The sequence below is a fragment of the Nocardia amamiensis genome (genome assembly GCF_015477605.1).
GTDB lineage: Bacteria > Actinomycetota > Actinomycetes > Mycobacteriales > Mycobacteriaceae > Nocardia > Nocardia amamiensis_A.
In genome coordinates this window covers 147,296-167,571 of the sequence record NZ_JADLQX010000003.1, presented here as the reverse complement: position 1 = coordinate 167,571, position 20,276 = coordinate 147,296, and the positions used below count along the sequence as shown (strand labels likewise).

General features: G+C 67.6%; 20 protein-coding genes and 2 pseudogenes. 8 read left to right on the top strand and 14 right to left on the bottom strand.

Annotated elements, in window-relative coordinates; translation table 11 throughout:
* Positions 1-35: 35 nt before the first annotated feature.
* Positions 36-989 carry an alpha/beta hydrolase gene (locus IU459_RS05350; protein WP_324198747.1) on the bottom strand — a complete coding sequence of 318 codons (954 nt, stop codon included), beginning with the start codon at positions 987-989 and terminating at the stop codon, positions 36-38.
* 463 nt (positions 990-1,452) lie between these two features.
* On the opposite strand from IU459_RS05350, the pseudogene IU459_RS39940 reads away from it, so the two are divergent.
* A pseudogene (locus IU459_RS39940) lies at positions 1,453-1,677 on the top strand (IPT/TIG domain-containing protein); the annotation flags it as partial.
* 27 nt (positions 1,678-1,704) lie between these two features.
* A complete protein-coding gene (locus tag IU459_RS05345) occupies positions 1,705-3,171 on the top strand; it encodes an IPT/TIG domain-containing protein (protein WP_228837412.1) in 1,467 nt (488 codons plus the stop codon).
* A gap of 122 nt (positions 3,172-3,293) precedes the next feature.
* Here IU459_RS05345 and IU459_RS05340 read toward each other — a convergent pair whose 3' ends face one another.
* From IU459_RS05340 to IU459_RS05310, 7 genes are all read right to left on the bottom strand, one after another.
* Positions 3,294-4,250, bottom strand: coding sequence for an alpha/beta hydrolase (locus IU459_RS05340; protein WP_228837411.1), 957 nt, complete (start codon positions 4,248-4,250; stop codon positions 3,294-3,296).
* A gap of 52 nt (positions 4,251-4,302) precedes the next feature.
* Complete coding sequence (locus tag IU459_RS05335) at positions 4,303-5,232, bottom strand: NAD-dependent epimerase/dehydratase family protein (RefSeq protein ID WP_195128333.1); 930 nt, start codon at positions 5,230-5,232, stop codon at positions 4,303-4,305.
* Positions 5,233-5,393: 161 nt separating this feature from the next.
* Positions 5,394-5,795 (bottom strand): DUF6463 family protein, encoded by a 402-nt coding sequence (locus tag IU459_RS05330; protein ID WP_195128332.1) that lies wholly within the window; start codon positions 5,793-5,795, stop codon positions 5,394-5,396.
* A complete protein-coding gene (locus tag IU459_RS05325; protein ID WP_195128331.1) occupies positions 5,795-6,340 on the bottom strand; it encodes a TetR/AcrR family transcriptional regulator in 546 nt (181 codons plus the stop codon). Before IU459_RS05325 ends, IU459_RS05330 begins: the two co-directional genes overlap by 1 nt.
* Positions 6,341-6,593: 253 nt before the next feature.
* Positions 6,594-7,115: a DoxX family protein gene (locus tag IU459_RS05320; protein WP_195128330.1), complete on the bottom strand. Its 522-nt coding sequence runs from the start codon at positions 7,113-7,115 to the stop codon at positions 6,594-6,596.
* Positions 7,115-7,561 carry an ABA4-like family protein gene (locus IU459_RS05315; RefSeq protein WP_195128329.1) on the bottom strand — a complete coding sequence of 149 codons (447 nt, stop codon included), beginning with the start codon at positions 7,559-7,561 and terminating at the stop codon, positions 7,115-7,117. The genes IU459_RS05320 and IU459_RS05315 overlap by 1 nt, the downstream gene beginning before the upstream one ends.
* Complete coding sequence (locus IU459_RS05310) at positions 7,558-8,520, bottom strand: hypothetical protein (protein WP_195128328.1); 963 nt, start codon at positions 8,518-8,520, stop codon at positions 7,558-7,560. The genes IU459_RS05315 and IU459_RS05310 overlap by 4 nt, the downstream gene beginning before the upstream one ends.
* A 109-nt stretch (positions 8,521-8,629) precedes the next feature.
* Between IU459_RS05310 and IU459_RS05305 the strand changes: the two genes are divergently transcribed.
* The 4 genes and pseudogenes from IU459_RS05305 to IU459_RS05290 all read left to right on the top strand — a co-directional run.
* A complete protein-coding gene (locus tag IU459_RS05305; protein WP_195128327.1) occupies positions 8,630-9,289 on the top strand; it encodes a MerR family transcriptional regulator in 660 nt (219 codons plus the stop codon).
* 58 nt (positions 9,290-9,347) lie between these two features.
* Complete coding sequence (locus tag IU459_RS05300) at positions 9,348-9,914, top strand: type 1 glutamine amidotransferase domain-containing protein (RefSeq protein ID WP_195128326.1); 567 nt, start codon at positions 9,348-9,350, stop codon at positions 9,912-9,914.
* 187 nt (positions 9,915-10,101) lie between these two features.
* Positions 10,102-10,566 carry a PaaI family thioesterase gene (locus IU459_RS05295; RefSeq protein ID WP_195128325.1) on the top strand — a complete coding sequence of 155 codons (465 nt, stop codon included), beginning with the start codon at positions 10,102-10,104 and terminating at the stop codon, positions 10,564-10,566.
* An 879-nt stretch (positions 10,567-11,445) separates the two neighbouring features.
* Positions 11,446-11,778, top strand: a pseudogene (locus tag IU459_RS05290) (transglycosylase family protein); the annotation flags it as partial.
* A 329-nt stretch (positions 11,779-12,107) separates the two neighbouring features.
* Here the strand turns inward: IU459_RS05290 and IU459_RS05285 are convergent.
* From IU459_RS05285 to IU459_RS05260, 6 genes are all read right to left on the bottom strand, one after another.
* Positions 12,108-13,157 (bottom strand): ABC transporter ATP-binding protein, encoded by a 1,050-nt coding sequence (locus tag IU459_RS05285; RefSeq protein WP_195128323.1) that lies wholly within the window; start codon positions 13,155-13,157, stop codon positions 12,108-12,110.
* Complete coding sequence (modB, locus tag IU459_RS05280) at positions 13,154-13,966, bottom strand: molybdate ABC transporter permease subunit (RefSeq protein ID WP_195128322.1); 813 nt, start codon at positions 13,964-13,966, stop codon at positions 13,154-13,156. Before modB ends, IU459_RS05285 begins: the two co-directional genes overlap by 4 nt.
* Positions 13,963-14,739 carry a molybdate ABC transporter substrate-binding protein gene (gene modA / locus IU459_RS05275; RefSeq protein ID WP_195128552.1) on the bottom strand — a complete coding sequence of 259 codons (777 nt, stop codon included), beginning with the start codon at positions 14,737-14,739 and terminating at the stop codon, positions 13,963-13,965. The genes modB and modA overlap by 4 nt, the downstream gene beginning before the upstream one ends.
* 5 nt (positions 14,740-14,744) lie before the next feature.
* Positions 14,745-15,143: a TOBE domain-containing protein gene (locus tag IU459_RS05270; protein WP_195128321.1), complete on the bottom strand. Its 399-nt coding sequence runs from the start codon at positions 15,141-15,143 to the stop codon at positions 14,745-14,747.
* Between the two features lie 91 nt (positions 15,144-15,234).
* On the bottom strand, positions 15,235-15,921 hold the full coding sequence (locus IU459_RS05265) for a hypothetical protein (RefSeq protein ID WP_195128320.1): 687 nt from the start codon (positions 15,919-15,921) through the stop codon (positions 15,235-15,237).
* A gap of 52 nt (positions 15,922-15,973) precedes the next feature.
* Positions 15,974-17,221, bottom strand: a complete 1,248-nt coding sequence (locus tag IU459_RS05260) for a PucR family transcriptional regulator (RefSeq protein WP_195128319.1) — start codon at positions 17,219-17,221, stop codon at positions 15,974-15,976.
* Positions 17,222-17,493: 272 nt separating this feature from the next.
* Here IU459_RS05260 and IU459_RS05255 point away from each other — a divergent pair, with 272 nt between their 5' ends.
* The gene (locus IU459_RS05255; protein WP_195128318.1) at positions 17,494-18,630 is read left to right on the top strand and encodes an esterase/lipase family protein; all 1,137 of its coding nucleotides are present in this window, start codon (positions 17,494-17,496) and stop codon (positions 18,628-18,630) included.
* A gap of 166 nt (positions 18,631-18,796) precedes the next feature.
* A complete protein-coding gene (locus tag IU459_RS05250; RefSeq protein ID WP_195128317.1) occupies positions 18,797-20,185 on the top strand; it encodes a lipase family protein in 1,389 nt (462 codons plus the stop codon).
* Positions 20,186-20,276: the final 91 nt, after the last annotated feature.

Below are 20,276 nucleotides of genomic sequence, written 5' to 3'. Positions count from 1 at the left end.
AATGCGCCGTCCCGAAGTGTGCCTAGCAGCGCATTTCACGCACCGAGCGCGCGGGCCAGGTAGGGCCAGGAATCGTGCAGGTCCGCCTCGAACTGGCCCCAGGTGTGCGCGCCCTCCGGCCGGTTGACATGGATCGCGGGTAGGCCGAGGTCGGCGAGGCGGTCCGCGAAGGCCGCCGTGCACGAGCTCGCGATCGCCTCGATCGGCGGGAACGGCAGGCCGCCTCGATCGATCTCGCCGGGAGTGCCGGAGGCGGCGGACAAGTAGATGGTCTTCCCGGCGAGAGCGGACGCATTGGCGAACGCGTCGTGCACCCGCCAGATCGCCTCGCCGGGCGCCCCCCACATGTTCGCCGGGTTCGCTCCGCCGCGAATCACCTGCGCGCTGATCATCGCCACGCCGGCGGCGTCGGCGGCCCAGGGGCACCCGCTGTAGGCCGCCACGGCGCGGTATGTATCGGGCGCTTGGATCGCGAGGTCGATCGCGGAGGCCGCGCTCATCGAGACCCCCGCGATCGCGTTTCGTCCGGTGGCGCCGAGCTCGTGGTCCAGGGTTGCCGGAAGTTCTCGGGTGAGATAGGTCTGCCACTGGTTTCGACCGACCGCTGGGTCGTCGGCGAGCCAGTCGGTGTACATGCTGTAGGCGCCTCCGACCGGCATCACCACGTTGACATGCTTGTCGGCGAAGAACTCTCGGACGTCCGTGTCGTCCCACCACGAGATCCCGTCGACACCGCCACCGATGCCCGTGAGCAGGTACAGAGTTGGCGCGGGGCCGTCGCCCGCGGCCCGGATCACCCGATGGGTGACCACGCGATCCATCGCGGGCGAGTAGACATCGATCTGCGATACGGAGCCGCCGAGGGGAGTCTCACCGACCACGTGGGCTCGCGTGGGGGTGGCCTCGGCAGGGCTGACGGAGAACACGGACGCCGCGACAGCGGTCGACAGCGCGCTGAGGAGCGCGCCCAAATACTTTGAAGCACTCACGATTCCGTTGTACCCATCCGTCGGCGATGCACTCCGGACATCGGCCGGCGTACGCATCAGGCCAGAGGCGGGTCGAACCGGAAAGACGTACGGGGGCGTTATTTTCACGGTCGACATCGTGCGCGGCATGCGCCAATAGCGCAGCACATCGAAAACGCCGTGCAGCTCGAACGGCGATGGATCGGCTCGCCTGCAACGGATTCCGACAGCAGCGTGTTCAATGTTTGCCTCGTCACACATGAAACCGGATATCGGATTTCGCAGCGAACGCTTGCCGAGAAGCAGCAATATCCAAGCGCGGAGCGATTGTCAACGCGCAGTAGCAAATCCGAAAACGGACAAAATCGGAGCGGCGCATGCATTGCCCCAGTGCTGGTCCTGGGCAGTTAATGGTGTAGAGCCGGGTCACCGAAAGGTCGCGCACCCCCCGGTGCACTGGAACCAGCAATAAGGAGGCAGCGTCATGCCTACTATCACTTCTCTATCTCCAACCTCGGGGCCGACTTCCGGGGGCAACAGCGTGGTTATCAGCGGTAGCGGGTTCACCGGACCGACTACGGTCCGGTTCGGTACGACCGCGACCACCTTTACGATGGATTCTCCTTCGCAGATAACGGCGATCGCACCGCCGGGGACGGGGACGGTGCAAGTCACCGTCTCCAACGCAGGGGGAACGAGTAATGGGTTTCCCTATACCTACGCTCAGGTTCCTTCGTTGACCTCGCTCACCCCCACCGGAGGACCGGCTGCCGGTGGGACTCCGGTGATTCTGACCGGTTCGGGTCTCTCCGGTGCTACCGCGGTCAGTTTCGGCGCTACGCCGGCGGCTTCGTTCACGGTGGTGTCGGACACGCAGGTCACGGCGGTCGCTCCGCCCGGTGCGGGCACGGTGCAGGTGACGGTCACTACGCCGTCGGGTTCGAGTAATGGTCTTCCGTTCACATACGTGGGGGTTCCCGTGATTGCTTCGATCAGTCCCAGTACGGGTCCGGTGACCGGCGGGGTCCTGGTGACCTTGACCGGCACAGGGTTCACCGGCGCTACCGCCGTGAATTTCGGCGCTACTCCGGCGACGTTCTACGCCGTGTTGTCCGATACGTTGATCGTTGCGATCGCTCCGCCAGGAACGGGGACGGTTCCGGTCACGGTGACGACCGCGGCGGGTACGAGTGCCGGGGTCTCGTTCACGTATGTGCCGGCTCCCACGCTGACGTCGATCAGCCCCACTTCCGGTCCGGTGACCGGAGGAACCACGGTCATTTTGACCGGCACGGGGTTCACCGGCGCTACCGCGGTGTTCTTCGGAATCCTTCCGGCGACGTCGTTCACGGTCAACTCGCCTACGCAGATCACTGCGGTCTCTCCAGTGGGGATCGGTACGGTGCCCGTCACCGTCACCACCCCAGGCGGTACGAGCAACGGTATTCCCTTCACCTACGTGCTGCCGCCGATCCTGTTCTTCTTGAATCCGTTGGTGGGACCGCAAGCCGGGGGCACTACGGTGACTCTCACCGGCGTCGGTCTGTCCGGCACCACCGGAGTCAATTTCGGTGCCACGCCCGCGACTTCGTTCACCGTCGTGTCGGACAACCAGGTCACGGCGGTGGCTCCGCCAGGAACGGGGACGGTGCAGGTGACGGTCACCACACCGTCGGGTCCGAGTAACGGGTTGCCGTTCACGTATGTGGGGATTCCCGCGATTGTGTCGATCAGTCCGAGTACGGGTCCGGTGACCGGCGGGGTCCTGGTGACCTTGACCGGCACGGGGTTCACCGGCACTACCGCCGTGAATTTCGGCGCCACTCCGGCGACGTTCTTCATCGCCTTGTCCGACACCTCGATCATTGCGCTCGCTCCTCCGGGAACGGGGACGGTGCCGGTCACGGTGACGACCGCGGCTGGTACGAGCGCCGGGGTTTCGTTCACGTACGTGCCAGCTCCGACCTTGACGTCGATCAGCCCGGCTACGGGTCCGGTGACCGGAGGAACCACCGTGACGCTGACCGGTACCGGATTCACGGGTGCCACTGCGGTGTTCTTCGGAATCCTTCCGGCGACGTCGTTCACGGTCAACTCGCCTACGCAGATCACCGCGGTCACGCCGGCGGGCCTCGGTACGGTGCCCGTCACGGTCGCCACCCCAGGTGGCATCGCTACCGGCGTTTCCTACACCTACAGCTGACGGAATTGCCCGCACCGGCCCCGCTCTGAGCGAGGCCATGTGTGAGCACCGAAGGGACCGACTCGGATTCGCGGGCCGGTCCCTTCGGCCGCGTTGCCCGTTCCGGCCGGGATGTACACATTTCAGTCGCCGATGATCCGGTCGACCCGCAATGCCTGAGCGAGGAATTCGAGGACGGTTTCGGTGTAGGTGCGCGGTTCGGTCTTCAGTCCGGCCAAGTGTTCGACGCCGGGCAGTATGAGGGCTCGGAACCGTCGGTACCGTCCGGCGAAGGATCGGACCGAGTCGGGGGATATGATCCGGTCGTCGCCACCTGAGATGAGCAGGGCGGGCACGTGTTCGAGGGCTGGCGTCGGAGCCGGAGGCCAGTCGACACCCAGCATGAGCAGCGCGGTGGAGCTCATCGAGGCGGCCGTGACCTTTCCGGCGGGACCCGCCGATAACAGGCCAGGCAGCGGCAACGCGCCGACGCGGAGGAAGCTCTCGAAGATCTCGCGCCCGTCGTCACCGGGTCCGCTGTCGCAGACGATGGCGTCCACCGAGAACTCTTGGCGGGTCAGGGCGTTCACCGAAGGAAAGGTCGAGAACGAGAACCCGTACAACGCGATCTTGGCCGAATGATACGTCGGCGATCCGCGCAGTGCTGACACCACGGAAACGATGTCGGTGGTGAAATGCTCACCGACCCGCCGGAACCGGCGATCGGCGCTGCTGGCGCCATGGTTGCGATGGTCGAACAGGCACACCGTGTACCCGGCCTCGTGCAAGAACTTCGCGTGGGCGAGTGACGCCGACTTGCTGAGCCCGACCCCGTGACCGAGCACCACGACCCGATCGGCATCGCCCTCGCACAGCCACAGGTGGATGTGCTTGCCCGGCGCGAACTCGACTGTTCGCTCGATCGCGTTCAGCCCGAAATCCTCTGGCGAACGATGGTGTTCGCGCCGCGGCGGGTGATACATGCGGAAGGCCAGCACGGCACCGAGGAGAGCGCCCGCCGGAGCCGCCGCGAGCGACAACGCCTTGCGCGGCAACGACATCGCCGATACGCCGGGATCGGTCGCCGCGATTTTCTGCATAGCTGGCGGATTCATTGCTCGTCACTTTCGTGTCGTTCGGATCAGGGCTCGGTCATCGAGATTCCGTCATGGCGGCGAGGCCGTCGTGCACCGATGGGAACTGCGGTGTCCAGGCGAGTTCGTCCTTCGCCTTGGCGTTCGACAGCCGGATCCGGCTCCGCACCATCAGGGCGTACATGTACGGAAGCGGCCGCAGAAACAGTGCGGGCATCCGCGGCGGCGGCGGTGCGGCCGCGGCCGTGGCCAGCGCTCGGACGTACTCGGCGAACGGCAGCGGATGATCGTCGGCGATGTTGTATGCCGCGCCGGGCCGTCCGCGTTCGAGGGCGGCGACGGTCGCCGCCGCGGCATCCGCGATGTGGATCGGCGAAGTCGTCCCGCCGGGCCGGACGATCGGAAGCCGCCGGGCACGGGCCATGTCCATCAACGCTCGGGTGCTCGGTTCGGGTCCGTAGAACAGTCCGTAGCGCAGCGCGACCCCTTCGATGCCGTGGGCGTCGCGCACCTGTTGCTCGTTGGAGCGCATCGATCGCGCATGTCGTTCGAACTCGCCGCGCGCGGGCGGGGCGAAGGGCTCGTCCTCGGTGACCGGTTCGTCCCCGTGATCGTGATAGCCGTACCCGAGGAAGAAGGATTGTGTGACGAAGCGCCGGGCGCCGAGTTCTTCGGCGGCGCGGAGCAGATTGGCGGTGCCCTCTTCACGCAAGGCGTCGGTGGCGTAGAGGTCGCGATGCCTGCGCGGCAGGGTGGACAGCGCGGTCGCTTGGTGGATCACCGCGTCGGCGGTGCGCCCGTCGACGGCTCGCAGCAACGCCTGCCGATCCATTACGTCGACCACCAGCGCGGACGCACCGGCACGGCGCACGCGCCGCGCGCCGGTCGTCGACCGTGTCAGCGCCGTGACGCTGTGACCGGCGGCCAGCAGGAGGGGGAGCAGTTGCGATCCCAATGTTCCGGTCGCTCCCGCGAGTACAACCCTCATGGGAAGTCCTTTCGATTGTTGTTCGCGCGCGACAGCGCTACCCCGGTTGCATGTGGTGAATGACGTGATGACCGCCGGGATCCGGGGTCGGCGAAGCGGCTGGGCGCGGGGAGATATCGCCAGGCCGAGTTCGCAACAGTTGCGTTGGAAGAGAAGCCGGATCAGGTCGCGTGTTGCCGCCCGGTGACCGAGCGGCGCGCGGCCCCCAGCGCCACCGCCCCGATACCCAGGATCAGCCATCCGCCCGTGACGGGAAAGTAGATGACAGTCAAGGGAATTCCGATCGCGACCAGGTACCACCCGACGTGGCCGGGAACGCGTCCGGTAGCGGACAGCGCGTCCCGGGTGAGCGCGCCGATGGACAACAGCGCGATTCCGCACATCATGAACCACACGCTGGCGTCGCGTGCGAAGTAGTTCGGGTCGTCGACATCGACGGCCGTCGCCCAGAATCCTTCTCCCGCGATGCCCGCCCAATCGTTGGGCTGCACGAAAGCCCACACGAAATGGATGGCTGCCGTCGCGAAGATCAGCCGCGGTACCCAGGGACCGAGTGCAGGCATCACTTCTCCTTCTTCGTCGCCAGTCGCCTGACGAAGGCATAGATCTCGGCGATGTCCTGCGGGGGCAGCGGCGGAATCACCTGCTGCGCCCCGATCAGCGCGAGGTAGTACAGGCGCGCCAAATGCTGTGTCTCGTCACCGAATTCGCCGATATCGCGCAGCAGTGCCTCGACGTAGTCGACGCGCCGCTGGTCCACGCGCTCGTGGAGTCGGTATACCTCGGGATCCTGCATCGCCCAGGCACGCATCGCGATCTCCACCGCGCGCTCCGCTTCGTGATCCGCGAGGATGCGATTGCGCAAGCGAGCCAGCTTCTCGTGCGCGGGGGCGTCGCCCTGTTCCGCCTCGGCGATGTAGCGTCCGGTGAACTCGGTCTCGAAATGCTCGAGCAGGGCGGTCTTGTATCCCGACATGCCCCGGAAGTGGTGGTAGAACGACCCTTTCGTCAGCCCGAGGTCGGCGCATAAACGATCGACCGTCAGGGCGCGCGCCCCGTCTTCGGCCAGCACCGCGAACCCCGCGTCGAGCCAATCGCGCTTGGTCATCGGAACCTCCTCTGCCGCCTGTGTCCATACCATACCGTATGGGATGTCCGTTGCAGTGTGCGGTCCGTCACCGCAGGCGCGGCGACCGGCCGGTGTTCGGACTCCACACGGCTGTTCCCGCTGCTGCGCGCGGGCGCTCCGGAATCGAGGCGGGCTGGACTTCATGGCTTCCGGCCATTGAAGAACGCGACGGACGCGCTAAAGCACCGAGGCCCGCTGAGCGAGCCTCGGTGCGGTCTTGCGTCGGCTGTGGTCAGGCGGTCACGTGGTTTTTCGCGATTCGCGTGCGGCCTCGTCGCGGGAACCGCAGCACTCCCGCTGCCCACAGGGCGACGCCGATGTACAGCACCTGCTCGGGGATCCGCGCCCACAGCGGTGTCGCGGGTGCGCCGTTGAACGGCACGTCGGACACGGCGGCGTAGATATTGGCGGGCAGCATAACGACGAACAGCGCGACCAGCCCGACCCCGGCGGGGCGGCGGGTCTTCGTGCGGAACAGGCCCAGCGCGCCGAGCAGTTCCAAGACCCCGGTCAGATAGATCATGAGACCGGGCAGCGGCACGAACGGCGGCACCATGGGGATGAAGTCCGCGTGTGTGGGCGCGGGAGAGTCCGCGAATGCCTCGGGAAGGAAATGCGTGGTGCCGGTCATGATCAGCATCACGCCGAGGGCGTATGCGGCACAGGTGGGCCAGTCGGTGAACCGGCGAGCGCCGAGTGCGCCTGCCGCGCGCAGCACGAGCAGCGTGGTCAGTAGAACGAGCAGGGTTTCCATCATGCCTCCATGGGGACGGATTGATTGGGCGCCGGAGCTTTGGTGAGCCGGATGAGCAGGTAGAGCAGCACGCCGATCGGCGCGAACAGGATGGTGAGCAGCAGCAGGGGACTGATCAGTAGCGGCGGCAGCCCACGAGTGCGGCTGTCGAGGAAGATCCATCGCCCGAGGAACAGATCGAATCCCACGAAGTGTGCCCAGGCGGCCGCCGCGCCGGAGCCGCTGCCGAGGACGCTCTGCAGCCCGGGCAGATTCGGGTTGATCAGGACACTGGCGAACGGGCCGAACTCGGGGACGACCAGCGCCGCGTAGATGATCAGCGGTGGAAGGCAGATGAGCGGTGACGCGACGACGGCGCTCGTCCGCTCCCATCTCGGTGCCAGGATCATCAGGGTCCAGAACGGCGCGGCGAACCAGAAGATGAGGTCGAAAAGAAGGTTCGTCATCGGCTGGTCCCTACTGGGACGCGGTCCACAACCACCGGCTTCGGCCGCAGTGCCGCAGCCGTCGAACCCGCGGCGGCAACGGTGATCACACCGAAGGCGACCAGCGTCGGCGCATCGGGATGCACCACCGACTGCCCCCGCAACGCCTGCCAGGTAAGCACCGCCAGCACGGCGCCATAGGTCGCCGTGACGATCTTGACGAGCGTTCCTCTGGTCTCCATTGATCGCAGTACCGGAATCCGCCGCGCCGCGAGTTCCACCGCGAGCAGAACCAAGGGAAGCACCTGTAACGCATGCATTCCGAGGAAATGTGGAATCCGCAGATCGCCTCCGGCGGTGCTCCAGCCGAGAATCGGCAACCCTGGTCCGCCATCGGGAAGTCCGACCGTGTGGGCCCCGCTGATCGAGCCGCCCGCGGCCCGCTGTTCCGGCGTCTCCCGAAGCATCAAGAAGCCGAGCGCTGCGCCGGCGAGCGCCAGCACGGTGCCGCACCGGATCGCCGCGTTGCGGGCGTGGTCGGCCGTCGGATTTACGAACAGCACCGCCGACACGACCAGCGTGGCGATCCAGACCACCACGATCGATGAGCCCATCGTCTCCCACAGCACCGCGTTCAACGGCGTCGTGAAATTGAAGTGACTGGTGGTACCGCGCACGATCTGGGTCACGATGATGGCCAACTCCAGCGCGAGGCCGAGCGCCGCGATGGTGCCCGCCCACCACGCGGTCCGCCGCCAGCGGGTGAGCTGCGCGATCAGCCATGCCCAGGTCACGGCGTAGACCAGCACGGAAAGGGCGAACTTCGCCGATTTGGCCCAGATCGGCAGCCCCGTGAGGGTGCGATCGTCGAGCACCATGCCCGCGATCGACCAGACGACGAGCAACGCCATCGCGACGGCCAGCAGCATCAGGGGGCGATGCCAGGACAGGGCGGGATAGCGCTGGAAGAGGGCGGTCACGAGTTTGCAGCCTTTCAGAACTGAGACTATCGATAGTTGTACTATCAGCATAATTATGGATAGCTGTACTTTCCACTGTCAATACATCGACCGAGACCGAGGAAGTCCGATGCGGATCGCCGAACTCAGCCGCGTCAGCGGCGTCTCTCCCGCGACGATCAAGTACTACGTGCGTGAGGGGCTGCTGCCTTCAGGCCTGCGAACCCATCGCAACCAGGCGGAATACGGCGACGACCACGTCAGCCGCCTGCGGCTGATCCGGGCGCTGCTCGATATCGGCGGCCTGTCCATCGAGGCGGCCAAGGAACTGCTCGCGGTGCTCGACAGCGGCAGCCTGTCCGCGCGCGACTCGCTCGGCCACGTGCAGTACGCGCTGGGCGGGCGCAGGTCGCCGGTCGGTGACGAGCAGCGGGAGGCGGCCGCCCGAGACGTCGCTGCCCTGCTCGACCGGCGGGGCTGGCAAATCCACGAAGACAGCCCCGCGCGCGGCACCCTCGTCGACGTGTGCGCCGCGTTGCGCCTGCTGGGCCACGTGGACGTGGTCGCGGCGATGGACGACTACGCGGGTGCCAGCGAAGCCATCGCCGCCACCGACATCGCCTTGGTCGGCAACGAACGCGGTCTCGAGCGGATGACCGAAACCGCAATCGTCGGAACGATACTCGGCGACACCCTGCTCGCGGCGCTGCGCCGCCTGGCGCAGGAACATCTCTCCAGCACGCTGTTGCCGCCGATGGAGCCCACGTCTTCCGCGTCCGGCGAGGTTTAGCCGGGACGTCGAGCGGCATGTCCGAAGCAGGACCACTTCCGATCGAAAGGAGTCGCTCATGACCGATCAGCTCGACGGCACGAGGGTCCTGATCATCACCTCGAACATGGGGGTGGAGCGGGACGAACTGCTGGTGCCGCGCGATGAGTTGCGCGAGCGGGGCGCGCGGGTCACCCACGCCGCGCCCAAGCGCGAAGAGGTCCAGACGTTCCGGCACGACGTGGACAAAGACGCGGTCGTGCAACCGGATTCGTCGCTGCACGAGGTCTCCGTCGACGACTTCGACGTGCTCGTGGTGCCCGGCGGCACGGTGAACGCGGACCGGCTGCGGGTCACCGACCGGGCGATCGAGCTGGCCGAGGAGTTCGCGGGCGCGGGCAAGACGATCGCCGCGATCTGCCACGGCCCCTGGCTGCTCGTGAATGCCGAGCTGGTCCGCGGCAAGACGCTGACCTCGTACTTCTCCTTGCGCGCCGATCTCGTCAACGCCGGCGGCGCGTGGGTCGACGAACCGGCGGTCCGCTCCGCCGAGGACGGCTGGACGCTGCTCACTTCACGCAATCCGGGCGACCTGCCCGATTTCGTCACCGCCATCACACGGGAACTGGCTCCCGCTTCCCGCTGAGGTGACGAGACCGACGGGGCGCGCACTCGGTGGTCGCGCCGACCGGCTCCAGTAGCGAGTGTTGGCAATGTGCCAATACTCTGTCGACGCGGCCGCCGAGCGCCTACGCTTCGCTGAGGTCCACCGAGGTGGCCGTGGCAGAGACAACGAGGTGCTGGCCACCTCCGGGTGAAGGGATGGTCGCGGGATGAGCGGCGTCGATACTCCTCCGTTCAAGGACATCGTCAACGGGGCATTGGAATTCACCATCCCGATCGCGCACAAGATGGGCGTCCAGGCAGTCGAGGTGCGACCCGGTTTCGCGGCGACCTCGGTGCCCGTCGAAGGCAACGGCAACCATTTCGGCGTGATGTACGCGGGCGTGCTGTTCACCGTCGCGGAGATCCTCGGCGGCGCGATCGCCGTCGCCACCTTCGACACCGCGGCGTTCTATCCGCTGGTGAAAGACCTGCACATCTTCTTCCGCAAGCCGGCCAAGACCGACGTGCGCGCGGAGGCGGCCCTGTCGGAGGACGAGATCGCGCGCATCACCGCCGAGGCCACCGCGAACGGCAAGGCCGACTTCACTTTGCGGGCGGTGGTCACCGACGCCGACGGCGTGGTGGTGGCGGAGACCGAGGGGCTCTATCAGTTGCGGGCGCACGGGAAGTAGCGCGTCGTCGAGAGGGTCGCCGGCGCCGGTTTAACGTCGCTGATACCCCGGTGTGTGGCGCAGGCTGCGGTAAGAGGTACCGGCGGCGTCCCCGAAGCGGCGGCGCAGATAACGAATCGACCCTCGGACATCGGCGTGCCGCGCTGATCGACGAGTGTCGCCGTCCCCGGCCCGTCGCGCAGGTTACGAATCGACGTCAGGCGCCGGTGACGCCCGCGCTGACAGCGAGGTGGTGCAGGCCGCGGAGGTGGGTCACGGGGGCCGCTGCACAGGCCGTCAGATGCCTTGACGCCCGTGCTGACCAGCGAATTGCGCAGGCTGCCTGGATGGCCACGGGGCCGTTGCCGGCCCCGGCATGCAGGTAACGAATCGAACGTCGGACATCCATGACGCCCGCGCTGACCAGCGGCTCGCGCATGCTGTGATGCGTGGTCACGGGACCATCCCGACTCGGCGGTCGAGATAACGAATCGCACTTCGAGGTTCCGGTGACCCAGCGCGAGGTCGCTCGCCGAACGTGGATGTGTCCTTCTCGTGGCTTTCCGACCTGCGGAAATGCGACCCGTTTCACGATTTCGCGGTGATCTCCATCACATAACGGCCTGATAACAGCCAATCTGTATCGGCGTGTTTCCCGCAATCGACCAGCGGGAATGGCTATTAGTCTCGACCAGTGGTTCACGCAATCCGGACGTTATCTGCACGTGATCTGTCGCGACTTCTCCGCTAACGTCGGTCACGGCTCGGAGCAACACCGAGATCGAGCTCGAATCGCTGAACGCCGGAAACCCTGTCCCGCGGTTCGAGCATCCCCGACATCACCTGGGGACAGGGACGCGGCGAACTTCGCCGAGTCGGTGGGCGCAGGCGGGAATCCACATGTCGCAAAACCGTAAATTCACCACTCGTGTCCTTGGCTTCACCGCGGCTCTCGGCGCCCTCGTCGCCGTTCCGTTCGGTCTGTCCACCGCCACCGCCAGCGCATCGTCCCACAACTGGGATGCCGTCGCGCAGTGCGAGAGCAGTGGTAACTGGAGCACCGACACCGGTAACGGTTTCTCCGGTGGTCTGCAGTTCACCCAGAGCACCTGGGAGGCCAACGGTGGCACCGGCCGCCCGTCCAACGCGAGCAAGGCTGAGCAGATCCGCGTCGCGGAGAACGTGCTCGCCACCCAGGGCCCGGGCGCTTGGCCCGTGTGCGGCGCCTACCTCTGATGCGTGATCCGGCGCCTACCGTGCAATGCGGTAGGCGCCGGGCTATTTCACAGCGACACTGCTGATCGCCGTATTCTCGCGGTGCGTCCGCAATTCGCAATTCAATTGTCGAGCCGAATCCGGATATCGCACGCGAGGATTCGGCATCGTCTTCGATACCGGATCTCCCCGGCTCGGTCGCGGCGCGGTAACGCGCTCAGTACCGGCAGACTCGAGCTTGGCCGGTTCGGCCTCCAACTCCTGCTGCCAGACCAGCGGAGCCGCGCGAACGCCTCGTTGACCTCTACGTTCTTTCCTTATGCATGCTATGTCCTCCCGAGGACGTCTCAGGCGGGGTAGGTGTGTGTTTCGGTGGCCTTGACCGCGGCCCACAGTCGCATGCCCGGCCGTAGGCGCAGCTCGGCGACGGTGGCGGGCGTGACGTCGGCGAGCACGGGCGGGCTCCCGTCCAGGCGGACCCGGATGGTGTGGGCGTGCTGCTCGATACCGGAGATCGTGACCGGCCAGGCGTTGCGTGGGCTGCCCTCCGGCGGCGCGGGATGCAGACCGACCGCGGTCGGCGGGAAGGCGATGTGAACTGGTCCTCGGCCGGGCTCGGCCACGGTGAAGCTGCCGCCGTCCACGAGCTCGACGGTCGTGCCGCGCGCGGTGCCGCGATAGAGATTGAGGCCCACCAGGTTGGCGACGTAGTCGGAGCGCGGCCGCCGGGCCACCTCGGCGGGCGGTCCCTCCTGCACCACGCCGCCGTGCTCGATGATCACGAGACGATCCGCGAGAACCATCGCGTCGAGCGGATCATGCGTGACGAGCACGGTGTGGCCCGGGTAGTCGGCGAGATGGTGGGCGAGATCCGATCGGACCCGCGCACGCGTGCTCGCATCCAGCGCGGCCAGCGGCTCATCGAGCAGCAGCAGCGCCGGTTCGGTCGCGAGCGCCCTGGCGAGCGCGACTCGCTGCGCCTGGCCACCGGACAGGGTGCGCGGTTTGGCGCCGGCCTGCTCGGCCAGGCCGACGCGCCGCAGCCAATGCGCGGCGCGGTCGCGGGCCGCGGCGCGGCGATGCCCGCGGGCGCGCAGGCCGAACGCGACGTTGTCCAGCGCACTCAGATGCGCGAACAGCAAATAGTCCTGGAAGACGACGCCGACCCGGCGACGCTCGGCAGGCAGGAACACCTTCGGCGGTTCGTCCCAGATGTCGCCGTCCAGGCGGATCGCTCCTCCGGTGAGCGGTGTCAAACCGGCCAGCGCGCGCAATGCCGTGGTCTTGCCCGCGCCGTTGGGGCCGAGCAGGGCGACCACCTCGCCTGCCGCGACGTGCACCGGGATGTCGAGCCGGAACTGCGACCGGGTGAGCCGCAGCTGCGCTTCCAGCGTCATATCGCCCCCTGGATCCACCGCTCCCGCAACGCGACCAGTACGGCCACCGAAACGGCGAGCAGCACCAGGCTCAGCACGATCGCGTCGTCGGGATCGGTCTCCAACGCCAGGTAGACCGCCAGCGGCATCGTGGTGGTCCGGCCGGGGAAGTTGCCCGCGAAGGTGATGGTGGCCCCGAACTCGCCGAGTGCCCGCGCCCAGCACAGCACACCGCCCGCGATGACGCCCGGCAATACCGACGGCAACGTGACCCGGCGGAAGGTCAGCCAGCGTGACGCGCCGAGCGTCGCGGCCGCCTCCTCGAACCGCGGATCGGCGGCCCGCAGCGCACCCTCCACCGAGATCACCAGAAACGGCATCGCCACGAAGGCTTCCGCCACCACCACGCCCGCGGTCGTGAAAGGCAATGCGACGCCGAACCATTCGTAGAGGTACCGGCCGACCAGCCCGCGCCTGCCGAGCACGAGCAGCAGGGCGACGCCCCCGACCACCGGCGGCAACACCAGCGGCACCGTGACCAGCGCCCGGATCAGCCCACGCCCCGGCACCTCCCCGCGAGCCAGCAGCCAGGCCAGCGGAATGCCGAACACGAGGCAGAGCACTGTCGCCAGGCTGGCGCACAGCAGCGAAAGCCGCAGCGCCTGGCCGACTTCGGCGGTCAGCAGGCGATCGGGCAGGGTTCGCCACGGCGCCCGCAGCAGCAGCCCCAGCAGCGGGACGACCAGGAATGCCAGCGCGCACAGTGCCGGCAGCACCAGAACGAGCGGTCGTCGGCCCGACGACGCCCGGCGCCGCGCCGATCGGATCACGGTGTGTCGAATCCTGCCTTCGCGAACACCGCTCGCGCCTCGTCGGATCGCACGTACTCGACGAACGCGGCGGCCGCCGCGTTGTTGGGCGCGTGCGCCAGCGGCGCGACCGGGTAATCGTTGACCGCCTTGTCGGCCTCCGGGAAGGCGATGCCCTCCACCTGGCCGCCGCCTGCTCGCACGTCGGTGCGATAGACCAGGGCCGCGTCGACTTCGCCGAGCTTCACCTTGGTGAGGACCGCTTTCACGTCCGCCTCGCGGGTGTCGGGCTCGGGGTTGATGCCCGCCACCTGGAAGACCGTCTTGGCGGCGACCCCGCACGGCACCTGCTCGGCGCACAGCGCGATCTTCGGCTCGGTCTTGCCGAAGTCGGCCAACCCGGTGATCCGGCCGGGGTTGCCCTTGGGCACCGCGATCTCCAGCCGGTTGCGCGCGAAGGTGGCCGGGACGGCGGTCACTTCGCCTTTGTCCACGACCTGCTGCATGTTCTTCGGCGCGGCCGAGGCGAACACGTCGGCGGGGGCGCCCTGAATGATCTGCTCGGCCAGCGCGGAACTCGCGCCGAAGTTGTAGACGACTCGCACTCCGGGGTGCGCGGCCTCGAACCGGGTGCCGAGTTCGGTGAATGTCTCGGTCAAAGAGGCGGCGGCGAATACCGTCACGGTGCCGCCGATCCCCTCCGAACCAGCGGGGCCGGCCTGGTCGGGGCCGCAGCCCGGCAACGCCACGGCGGTGATTCCCGCGGCAACCACCACGTTCAGCGAGCGCATCATCCTGGTCAACTTTCCGGTACCTCCACCACGACGTGCGTCGATTTGACCGACGCCACCGCGACGCTGCCGACCTCGAGCCCGAGTTCGTCGACCGACTCCCGGCTCAGCAGCGACACCAGCCGGAACGGACCCGCCTGCATCTCGACCTGCGCCATCACGGTGTCCTTCACCACCCGCGTGACGATGCCGCGCAGCCGATTGCGGGCCGACGCCGCCACGGTGACGCCGGGCTCCGGCGCCTCCGCGTTGGCCCGGAGGAATTCGGCGAGTTCCCGGCCGCTGACGCCTTTGCGTCCGCTGTCGAGCTGGACGGCGGTCAGCTTGCCCTGCTCGATCCAGCGCCGGACGGTGTCGTCGCTGACCCCAAGCAGCGCCGCCGCATCACTGATCCGCAAATTCGACATGAAGGGCAGTTTATTGCCGCATCTGCGGAAATCAAGCGGATCATGATGCTCTCCTCCGTCGCGGGAGGCCGGCACTGCGGAGCGTGGCTGCTCAGGATGCCGTCAGCCGCAGCACCGAGGTGGACCCGCGCTGGAACTCGAAGTCGACCGGCGTGATGTCCGACCGGATTCCTTCGGCGGACAAGACGTCCCGGAGACGGGCGAGCAAGTCGTCCAGCCGCTCACCCGAATGGTCGATGAGCGGGAACACCCGGACCTCGCGGCGGGTCAACCGGACGAGTTCGCGCAGCGCCGCCAAGTGGAAGTCGAAGTCCAGCCGGTCGGCGTAGGTGAACAGCAGATGCGAGCTCAGCACCAAGTCGAACGCGTGATCAGGAAAATCGAGCGCGGGCAGCATGCCGAACCGGTAGCGCCGCGGATTGGCGCGCAAATCCTCGGCGAACCGCCGCGCGGCGGTTTGCCGCAGCCGCCGATGACCTTCCGGGTCGCCGTAGAAGGCCCACACGAAGCGGTCGGCGGATGCGGTCGTCCACGACGCGTTGCGGTCCAATTCGGTGGACGCCAGCGCGGTCAGCTCGGCGGCGGGCATGCGATAGACCGGGTCGACCGCGACCACCTCGGCGCCGAGCGCCGCCGCTTCCGCCGCGAAGCTCGCGGCTCCACCGGGGCAGTCGAGGATCCGTCCGCGCAGGTCGGCTTCGGTGAGCGCGAACATCGCACGGTATTCGCTCAGCGAGCGCCCGGTTAGCAGATAGCGCCCGACAGACTCGTCTTCCATCCCGACCGACGGTATCGACGGCAGATCCGATACGCGAGCGAGTTTCCGCGGGCTAACTCTGGCCGGAGCCGGTCGGCTGGCCCGGATACAGGCGCTGGATCGTCAGCGCGGCGGCCAGCAACCGTGAGTCGTGCGGATCGGTGGGATCGACGCCGGTGAGTTCGGCGACGCGGCGCAGGCGGTAGCTGAAGGTGTTGGGGTGCACGTGGATCTCGGCGGCGGCGGCCTTGCGGTCGGAGCCGTGGCGCAGGTGCGCGTCGAGCGCTTCGAGCAGGTGCGGGCTGTCCAGGATGGGCGCGATGCGCTCGGCCAGCCGGGCGCGGGCGGTGCCCGGTCTGGTGAGCTGGTATTCCAGCAGAAGGTCGTCGAGCTGGTACACACCCGAGGGCCGGCCGAGCAGCCGGGCGAGTTCGGCGAGGTCGGTGGCTTCCTTCGCGGTCTGCGGAATGTCGTGCATCGGCACGGAGGGGTATTCGGCGAGGAACACCGGCACGCCGAACTGTTCGGTCAGCTCCGCGGCCAGCCGCGCGTAGCGCGTGTCGTCGAGCCCGGTCTCGGCGGCGCTGGGCAGCAACGCGATACCCGTCCAGCCGTCGAAGGTGGCCAGCGTCGTCGTGCCCGCGAGAGCGTCCAGCGCGCGGTGCAGGATGCGGATGCGGCGGCGGCCGACGAGCGTCGCGACCGTGCTTGGCTGGTCGTCGTGCTGGACATGGATCGCGAGCACGGTGTAGTGCTCGGCCAGGGTGGTGTCCGCTCGCGCCGCCAGCTCCGAGGCGGGCAGCCCGTGCAGCAGCGCCGAGCACAGCGCGCGCCGCGCTTCCCGCTCGGCGTTGTAGATGGACTGCTCGACCTCGGTGTAGGTCTCCACGACAGTGATGTTGATCTGCATCAGTAGATCGAGCAGGTGGCTGCCGATGAGGACGAGATCGTCGAGCTCCTCGCGGGAGGCCAGGGCCGCGGCCTCTTGCAGCACCGACTGTGCGGAACCGTGAATGGCCTCGATCAGGATGGGCAGCGGAAACCGGTCCTCGGCATGCCGTTCGGCCACCGGGGCGACGAACGTCGCGACCTCGGTCTTGGTGAAACTGCGCTGCTGGCCGATCGCCTGCAGGACCGCGCGGCCGCAAGCGTAGATCGCGGGCAGCACCTCGGCGGTGAAATGTCCTTCCGGCATATCGGCGGCCGGTGGGGTGGTGCCGAGCCCCGCGGCGAACATGCGCTCGGCGATCTGCGGCCAGCGGGTGAGCAGCCGGGCAACCAAAGGGGCATCACCGGTAACCGGGGACAACGCGACGGACATGGGCCGATTGTTTCCGACCACAGAACCCGCGGCAAGGTTCTGCGAGGCAGCCCCCGAATTTTGGTTCCGGCACCAATTTCCGGTCGGAATCTTCTCCTCGCGGTGCAGTGACACCGGGCCGGGCCTCGCCATAGATTCGGACCGCGGCTCCTGAATATGGTCTCGATCACATCGCCGGGCGAATGTGGCGTGGCAAACAGGGTGGGGCGGTGGTCTATTCGGCGCCGGGCCGCGCATCTTCGGCGTGAATGGAAGTGAATCGGATGTTGGCAATGAGGCACAACGCTCGGCGAGCAATTGCGGGGGCCGCGGTGATCGCGGGCATGACCATCGCGACGGCCCTCGGTACCGGGGTGGCGCATGCGCAGGAGGAGATCGAACCGACACAGCAGCAGCTCGCGGAGTACATCGACGCGGGCTTGGCCCCGGCTCCCGACGGCAGGCAGCCACGGGCGATCGTGGATTCCGGCTCCTCGGGGTGGGCGACCAGCGTGGCTTCCGACGCGGTGGGGGAGGGACCGGAGATGTCGGCGTATCTGGCCGCGTTCGCCTACGGCCTGACCCATCCCGACGCCGCGCCGCCCGGCGCGAATCGCTGGAACTGCACTCCGACAGCCGAACACCCGCGGCCGGTGGTGCTGATGCACGCCACGTGGCTGAACGCCTACGACAGCTTCGCCTACCTTTCGCCGCGTCTGGCGCGCGCCGGTTACTGCGTGTTCGCGTTCAACTTCGGGCGCTCCGGTCTCATGGAAGGCGGCGGGCTCGGCACGATCATGCCCGGCCGCTACGGCGTTGGCCGGATGGAGGAATCGTCACGTCAGCTGCGCGATTTCGTCGACCGCGTGCTCGCCGCGACGGGCGCGCAGGCCGTCGACATCGTCGGGCATTCCCAGGGCGGCACGGTCGCCAACCACTATCTGAAATTCGACGGCGGCGAGGGCAAAGTCGGCAAGCTGATCAGTTTCGGCGCCACGCATCACGGCACCTCCCTGATGGGGATCGCGTCGCTCGGACGGGCCATCAACAACCTGGGTGTCGACATCCTCGGCTTCTCCGAACCCTTGATCGGCATGTCGAATATCCAACAGGCGGTGGGCTCGCCGTTCTACGCCAAGCTGAACGCGCAGGGCGACACGGTGCCCGGGGTGGCCTACACGTCGGTCGCCTCCCGGTACGACGAGATCGCCAACCCCTACCACTGGGCTTTCCTGCAGGCGGGATCCGGCGCGACGGTGGACAACATCACGCTGCAAGAAGGATGCGAGCAGGATATGTCCGACCATTTGACGATCATGTACTCCCCGCGTTCGGTATCCATCGTTTTGCACGCACTCGATCCGGTCGCGCACCCGACGCTGGAATGCACCTTCAATCCGTGGATGGTCGGCGGGAACGGCAGCCTGTGAATGATGCTGTCACTGCATCGACAGGAGAAACCACGACCCGCTAATTGGCACTCGGGACAATTCTTTTCCGGCCGCCGCATTGGTTGAGTGGAGTAAGGCATCCGCCGCGATTATCGGCGCGGCGATGCCGGAAACCACGGCGTCGCCGTAGGAAAGGATGAATCGGATGAGTGTGGAGCCCGAGTGGGATGCAGGTGCGGTGCCGCCGGATCCGGCGGCGTTCTCGCATCGGCCGATACTGCCCGAAGACGATCCGTTCTACACGCCGCCACCCGCGGTCGGGCGGTTGCGCCCCGGGGCCATCGTCCGCTCGCGCGGAGTGGAGATCGGCTTCTTCGGCTTGGTGCGCCAGCGTATTTCGGCGTGGCAGCTGCTCTATCGCACCTGTGATCTCGACGGCGTTCCGGAGGTCGCGGTGACAACCGTGCTGCTGCCGTGGGGCGCGGATCCCACCGAACCGCGGCCGCTGGTCTCCTTCCAGTGCGCGATCGACGCGGTCGCCTCGAAATGCTCTCCTTCGTATGCCCTGCGGCGCGGTGCCCGGGCTCCGGGGTCGATTCCGCAGCTCGAGCTGCCGCTGATCGTCAGTGCGCTCGCACGAGGCTGGGCGGTGTCGGTCCCGGATCACGGGGGAAACGCGGGCCGTTTCGGCGTCGCCAGGGAGCCGGGGTATCGCGCGCTCGACGCGGTCCGCGCGGCTCTGGCCTTCGCCCCGCTCGGGCTGGACGCGACGACATCCGTTGCGCTGTGGGGATATTCGGGCGGGGGATTGGCGACCACCTGGGCCGCGGAGATGGCCACCGAATACGCGCCCGAGCTGAACATCGTCGGCGCGGTCGCCGGATCGCCGGTCGGCGACCCGGCCGCCGCGTTCGTCCGGCTCAACGGCACGTTGTTCGCGGGGTTCGCCGCCGTTTTCACCGCGGGACTGCGGCGCGGATATCCGGAACTGGACCGCTTGCTGACCGCGCACTTGGACGCGAGGTACCTCGACTGGATGGCCCAGGCCGAGAAGTCCGCGACCTTCCCGCTGCTCTACCGATTCGCCCGGCGCGACGTCGAAAAGCACAGCGGGAAGAGCCTCGACGCCATACTTTCCCAGCCCGGATTGCGGCGCATTCTCGACGACATCCATCCCGGCCATCGCGCCCCTGCCATGCCCGTATTCGTGCTGCAGGGCGTAAACGACGAGGTGATCGCGGTGGAGGACGTCGACGGCCAGGTGGCGCGCTACGCCGAAGCGGGCGTCCACGTGCGCTACCTGCGTGATCGGCTCAGCACGCACCTGCTGCTGCAATTCCAGGCACTGCCGGTGATGGTCGACTGGATCGCGGCCCGCTTCGCCGATCGCGACCTGCCTCCCGCGGGCACCGAGACCGTCTGGTCGCTTGCCTTCGCCGGACCGTGGTTGACCGGTCATTTGCGCTTTGCCGGCCTGCTGGTCCGGATGTGGCTCGGCCTGCCCATCCGCGCGCCGCGCCTGCCCGTGGGGCCGCGTATCGGTCCGCGCCGCGTATCCCTCCTTCCCGCGGCACTGCGCAGCCCGCTGTCCTGACCTGCGCCCTCCTCGCATATCGACGCTGAACAGGCACGATCACGCAAGACGTCACGGCCGGAAGATTCGTGTGTCAGGTCACGAACGTGTC

Bases quoted from the DNA above. Each gene is read 5' to 3' on its own strand.
- IU459_RS05340 (WP_228837411.1), bottom strand. From the start codon at position 4,250: ATGCAGAAAATCGCGGCGACCGATCCCGGCGTATCGGCGATGTCGTTG.
- IU459_RS05335 (WP_195128333.1), bottom strand. From the start codon at position 5,232: ATGAGGGTTGTACTCGCGGGAGCGACCGGAACATTGGGATCGCAACTG.
- IU459_RS05330 (WP_195128332.1), bottom strand. From the start codon at position 5,795: ATGCCTGCACTCGGTCCCTGGGTACCGCGGCTGATCTTCGCGACGGCA.
- IU459_RS05325 (WP_195128331.1), bottom strand. From the start codon at position 6,340: ATGACCAAGCGCGATTGGCTCGACGCGGGGTTCGCGGTGCTGGCCGAA.
- IU459_RS05320 (WP_195128330.1), bottom strand. From the start codon at position 7,115: ATGGAAACCCTGCTCGTTCTACTGACCACGCTGCTCGTGCTGCGCGCG.
- IU459_RS05315 (WP_195128329.1), bottom strand. From the start codon at position 7,561: ATGACGAACCTTCTTTTCGACCTCATCTTCTGGTTCGCCGCGCCGTTC.
- IU459_RS05305 (WP_195128327.1), top strand. From the start codon at position 8,630: ATGCGGATCGCCGAACTCAGCCGCGTCAGCGGCGTCTCTCCCGCGACG.
- IU459_RS05300 (WP_195128326.1), top strand. From the start codon at position 9,348: ATGACCGATCAGCTCGACGGCACGAGGGTCCTGATCATCACCTCGAAC.
- IU459_RS05295 (WP_195128325.1), top strand. From the start codon at position 10,102: ATGAGCGGCGTCGATACTCCTCCGTTCAAGGACATCGTCAACGGGGCA.
- IU459_RS05285 (WP_195128323.1), bottom strand. From the start codon at position 13,157: ATGACGCTGGAAGCGCAGCTGCGGCTCACCCGGTCGCAGTTCCGGCTC.
- modA (WP_195128552.1), bottom strand. From the start codon at position 14,739: ATGATGCGCTCGCTGAACGTGGTGGTTGCCGCGGGAATCACCGCCGTG.
- IU459_RS05270 (WP_195128321.1), bottom strand. From the start codon at position 15,143: ATGTCGAATTTGCGGATCAGTGATGCGGCGGCGCTGCTTGGGGTCAGC.
- IU459_RS05265 (WP_195128320.1), bottom strand. From the start codon at position 15,921: ATGGAAGACGAGTCTGTCGGGCGCTATCTGCTAACCGGGCGCTCGCTG.
- IU459_RS05260 (WP_195128319.1), bottom strand. From the start codon at position 17,221: ATGTCCGTCGCGTTGTCCCCGGTTACCGGTGATGCCCCTTTGGTTGCC.
- IU459_RS05255 (WP_195128318.1), top strand. From the start codon at position 17,494: ATGAGGCACAACGCTCGGCGAGCAATTGCGGGGGCCGCGGTGATCGCG.
- IU459_RS05250 (WP_195128317.1), top strand. From the start codon at position 18,797: ATGAGTGTGGAGCCCGAGTGGGATGCAGGTGCGGTGCCGCCGGATCCG.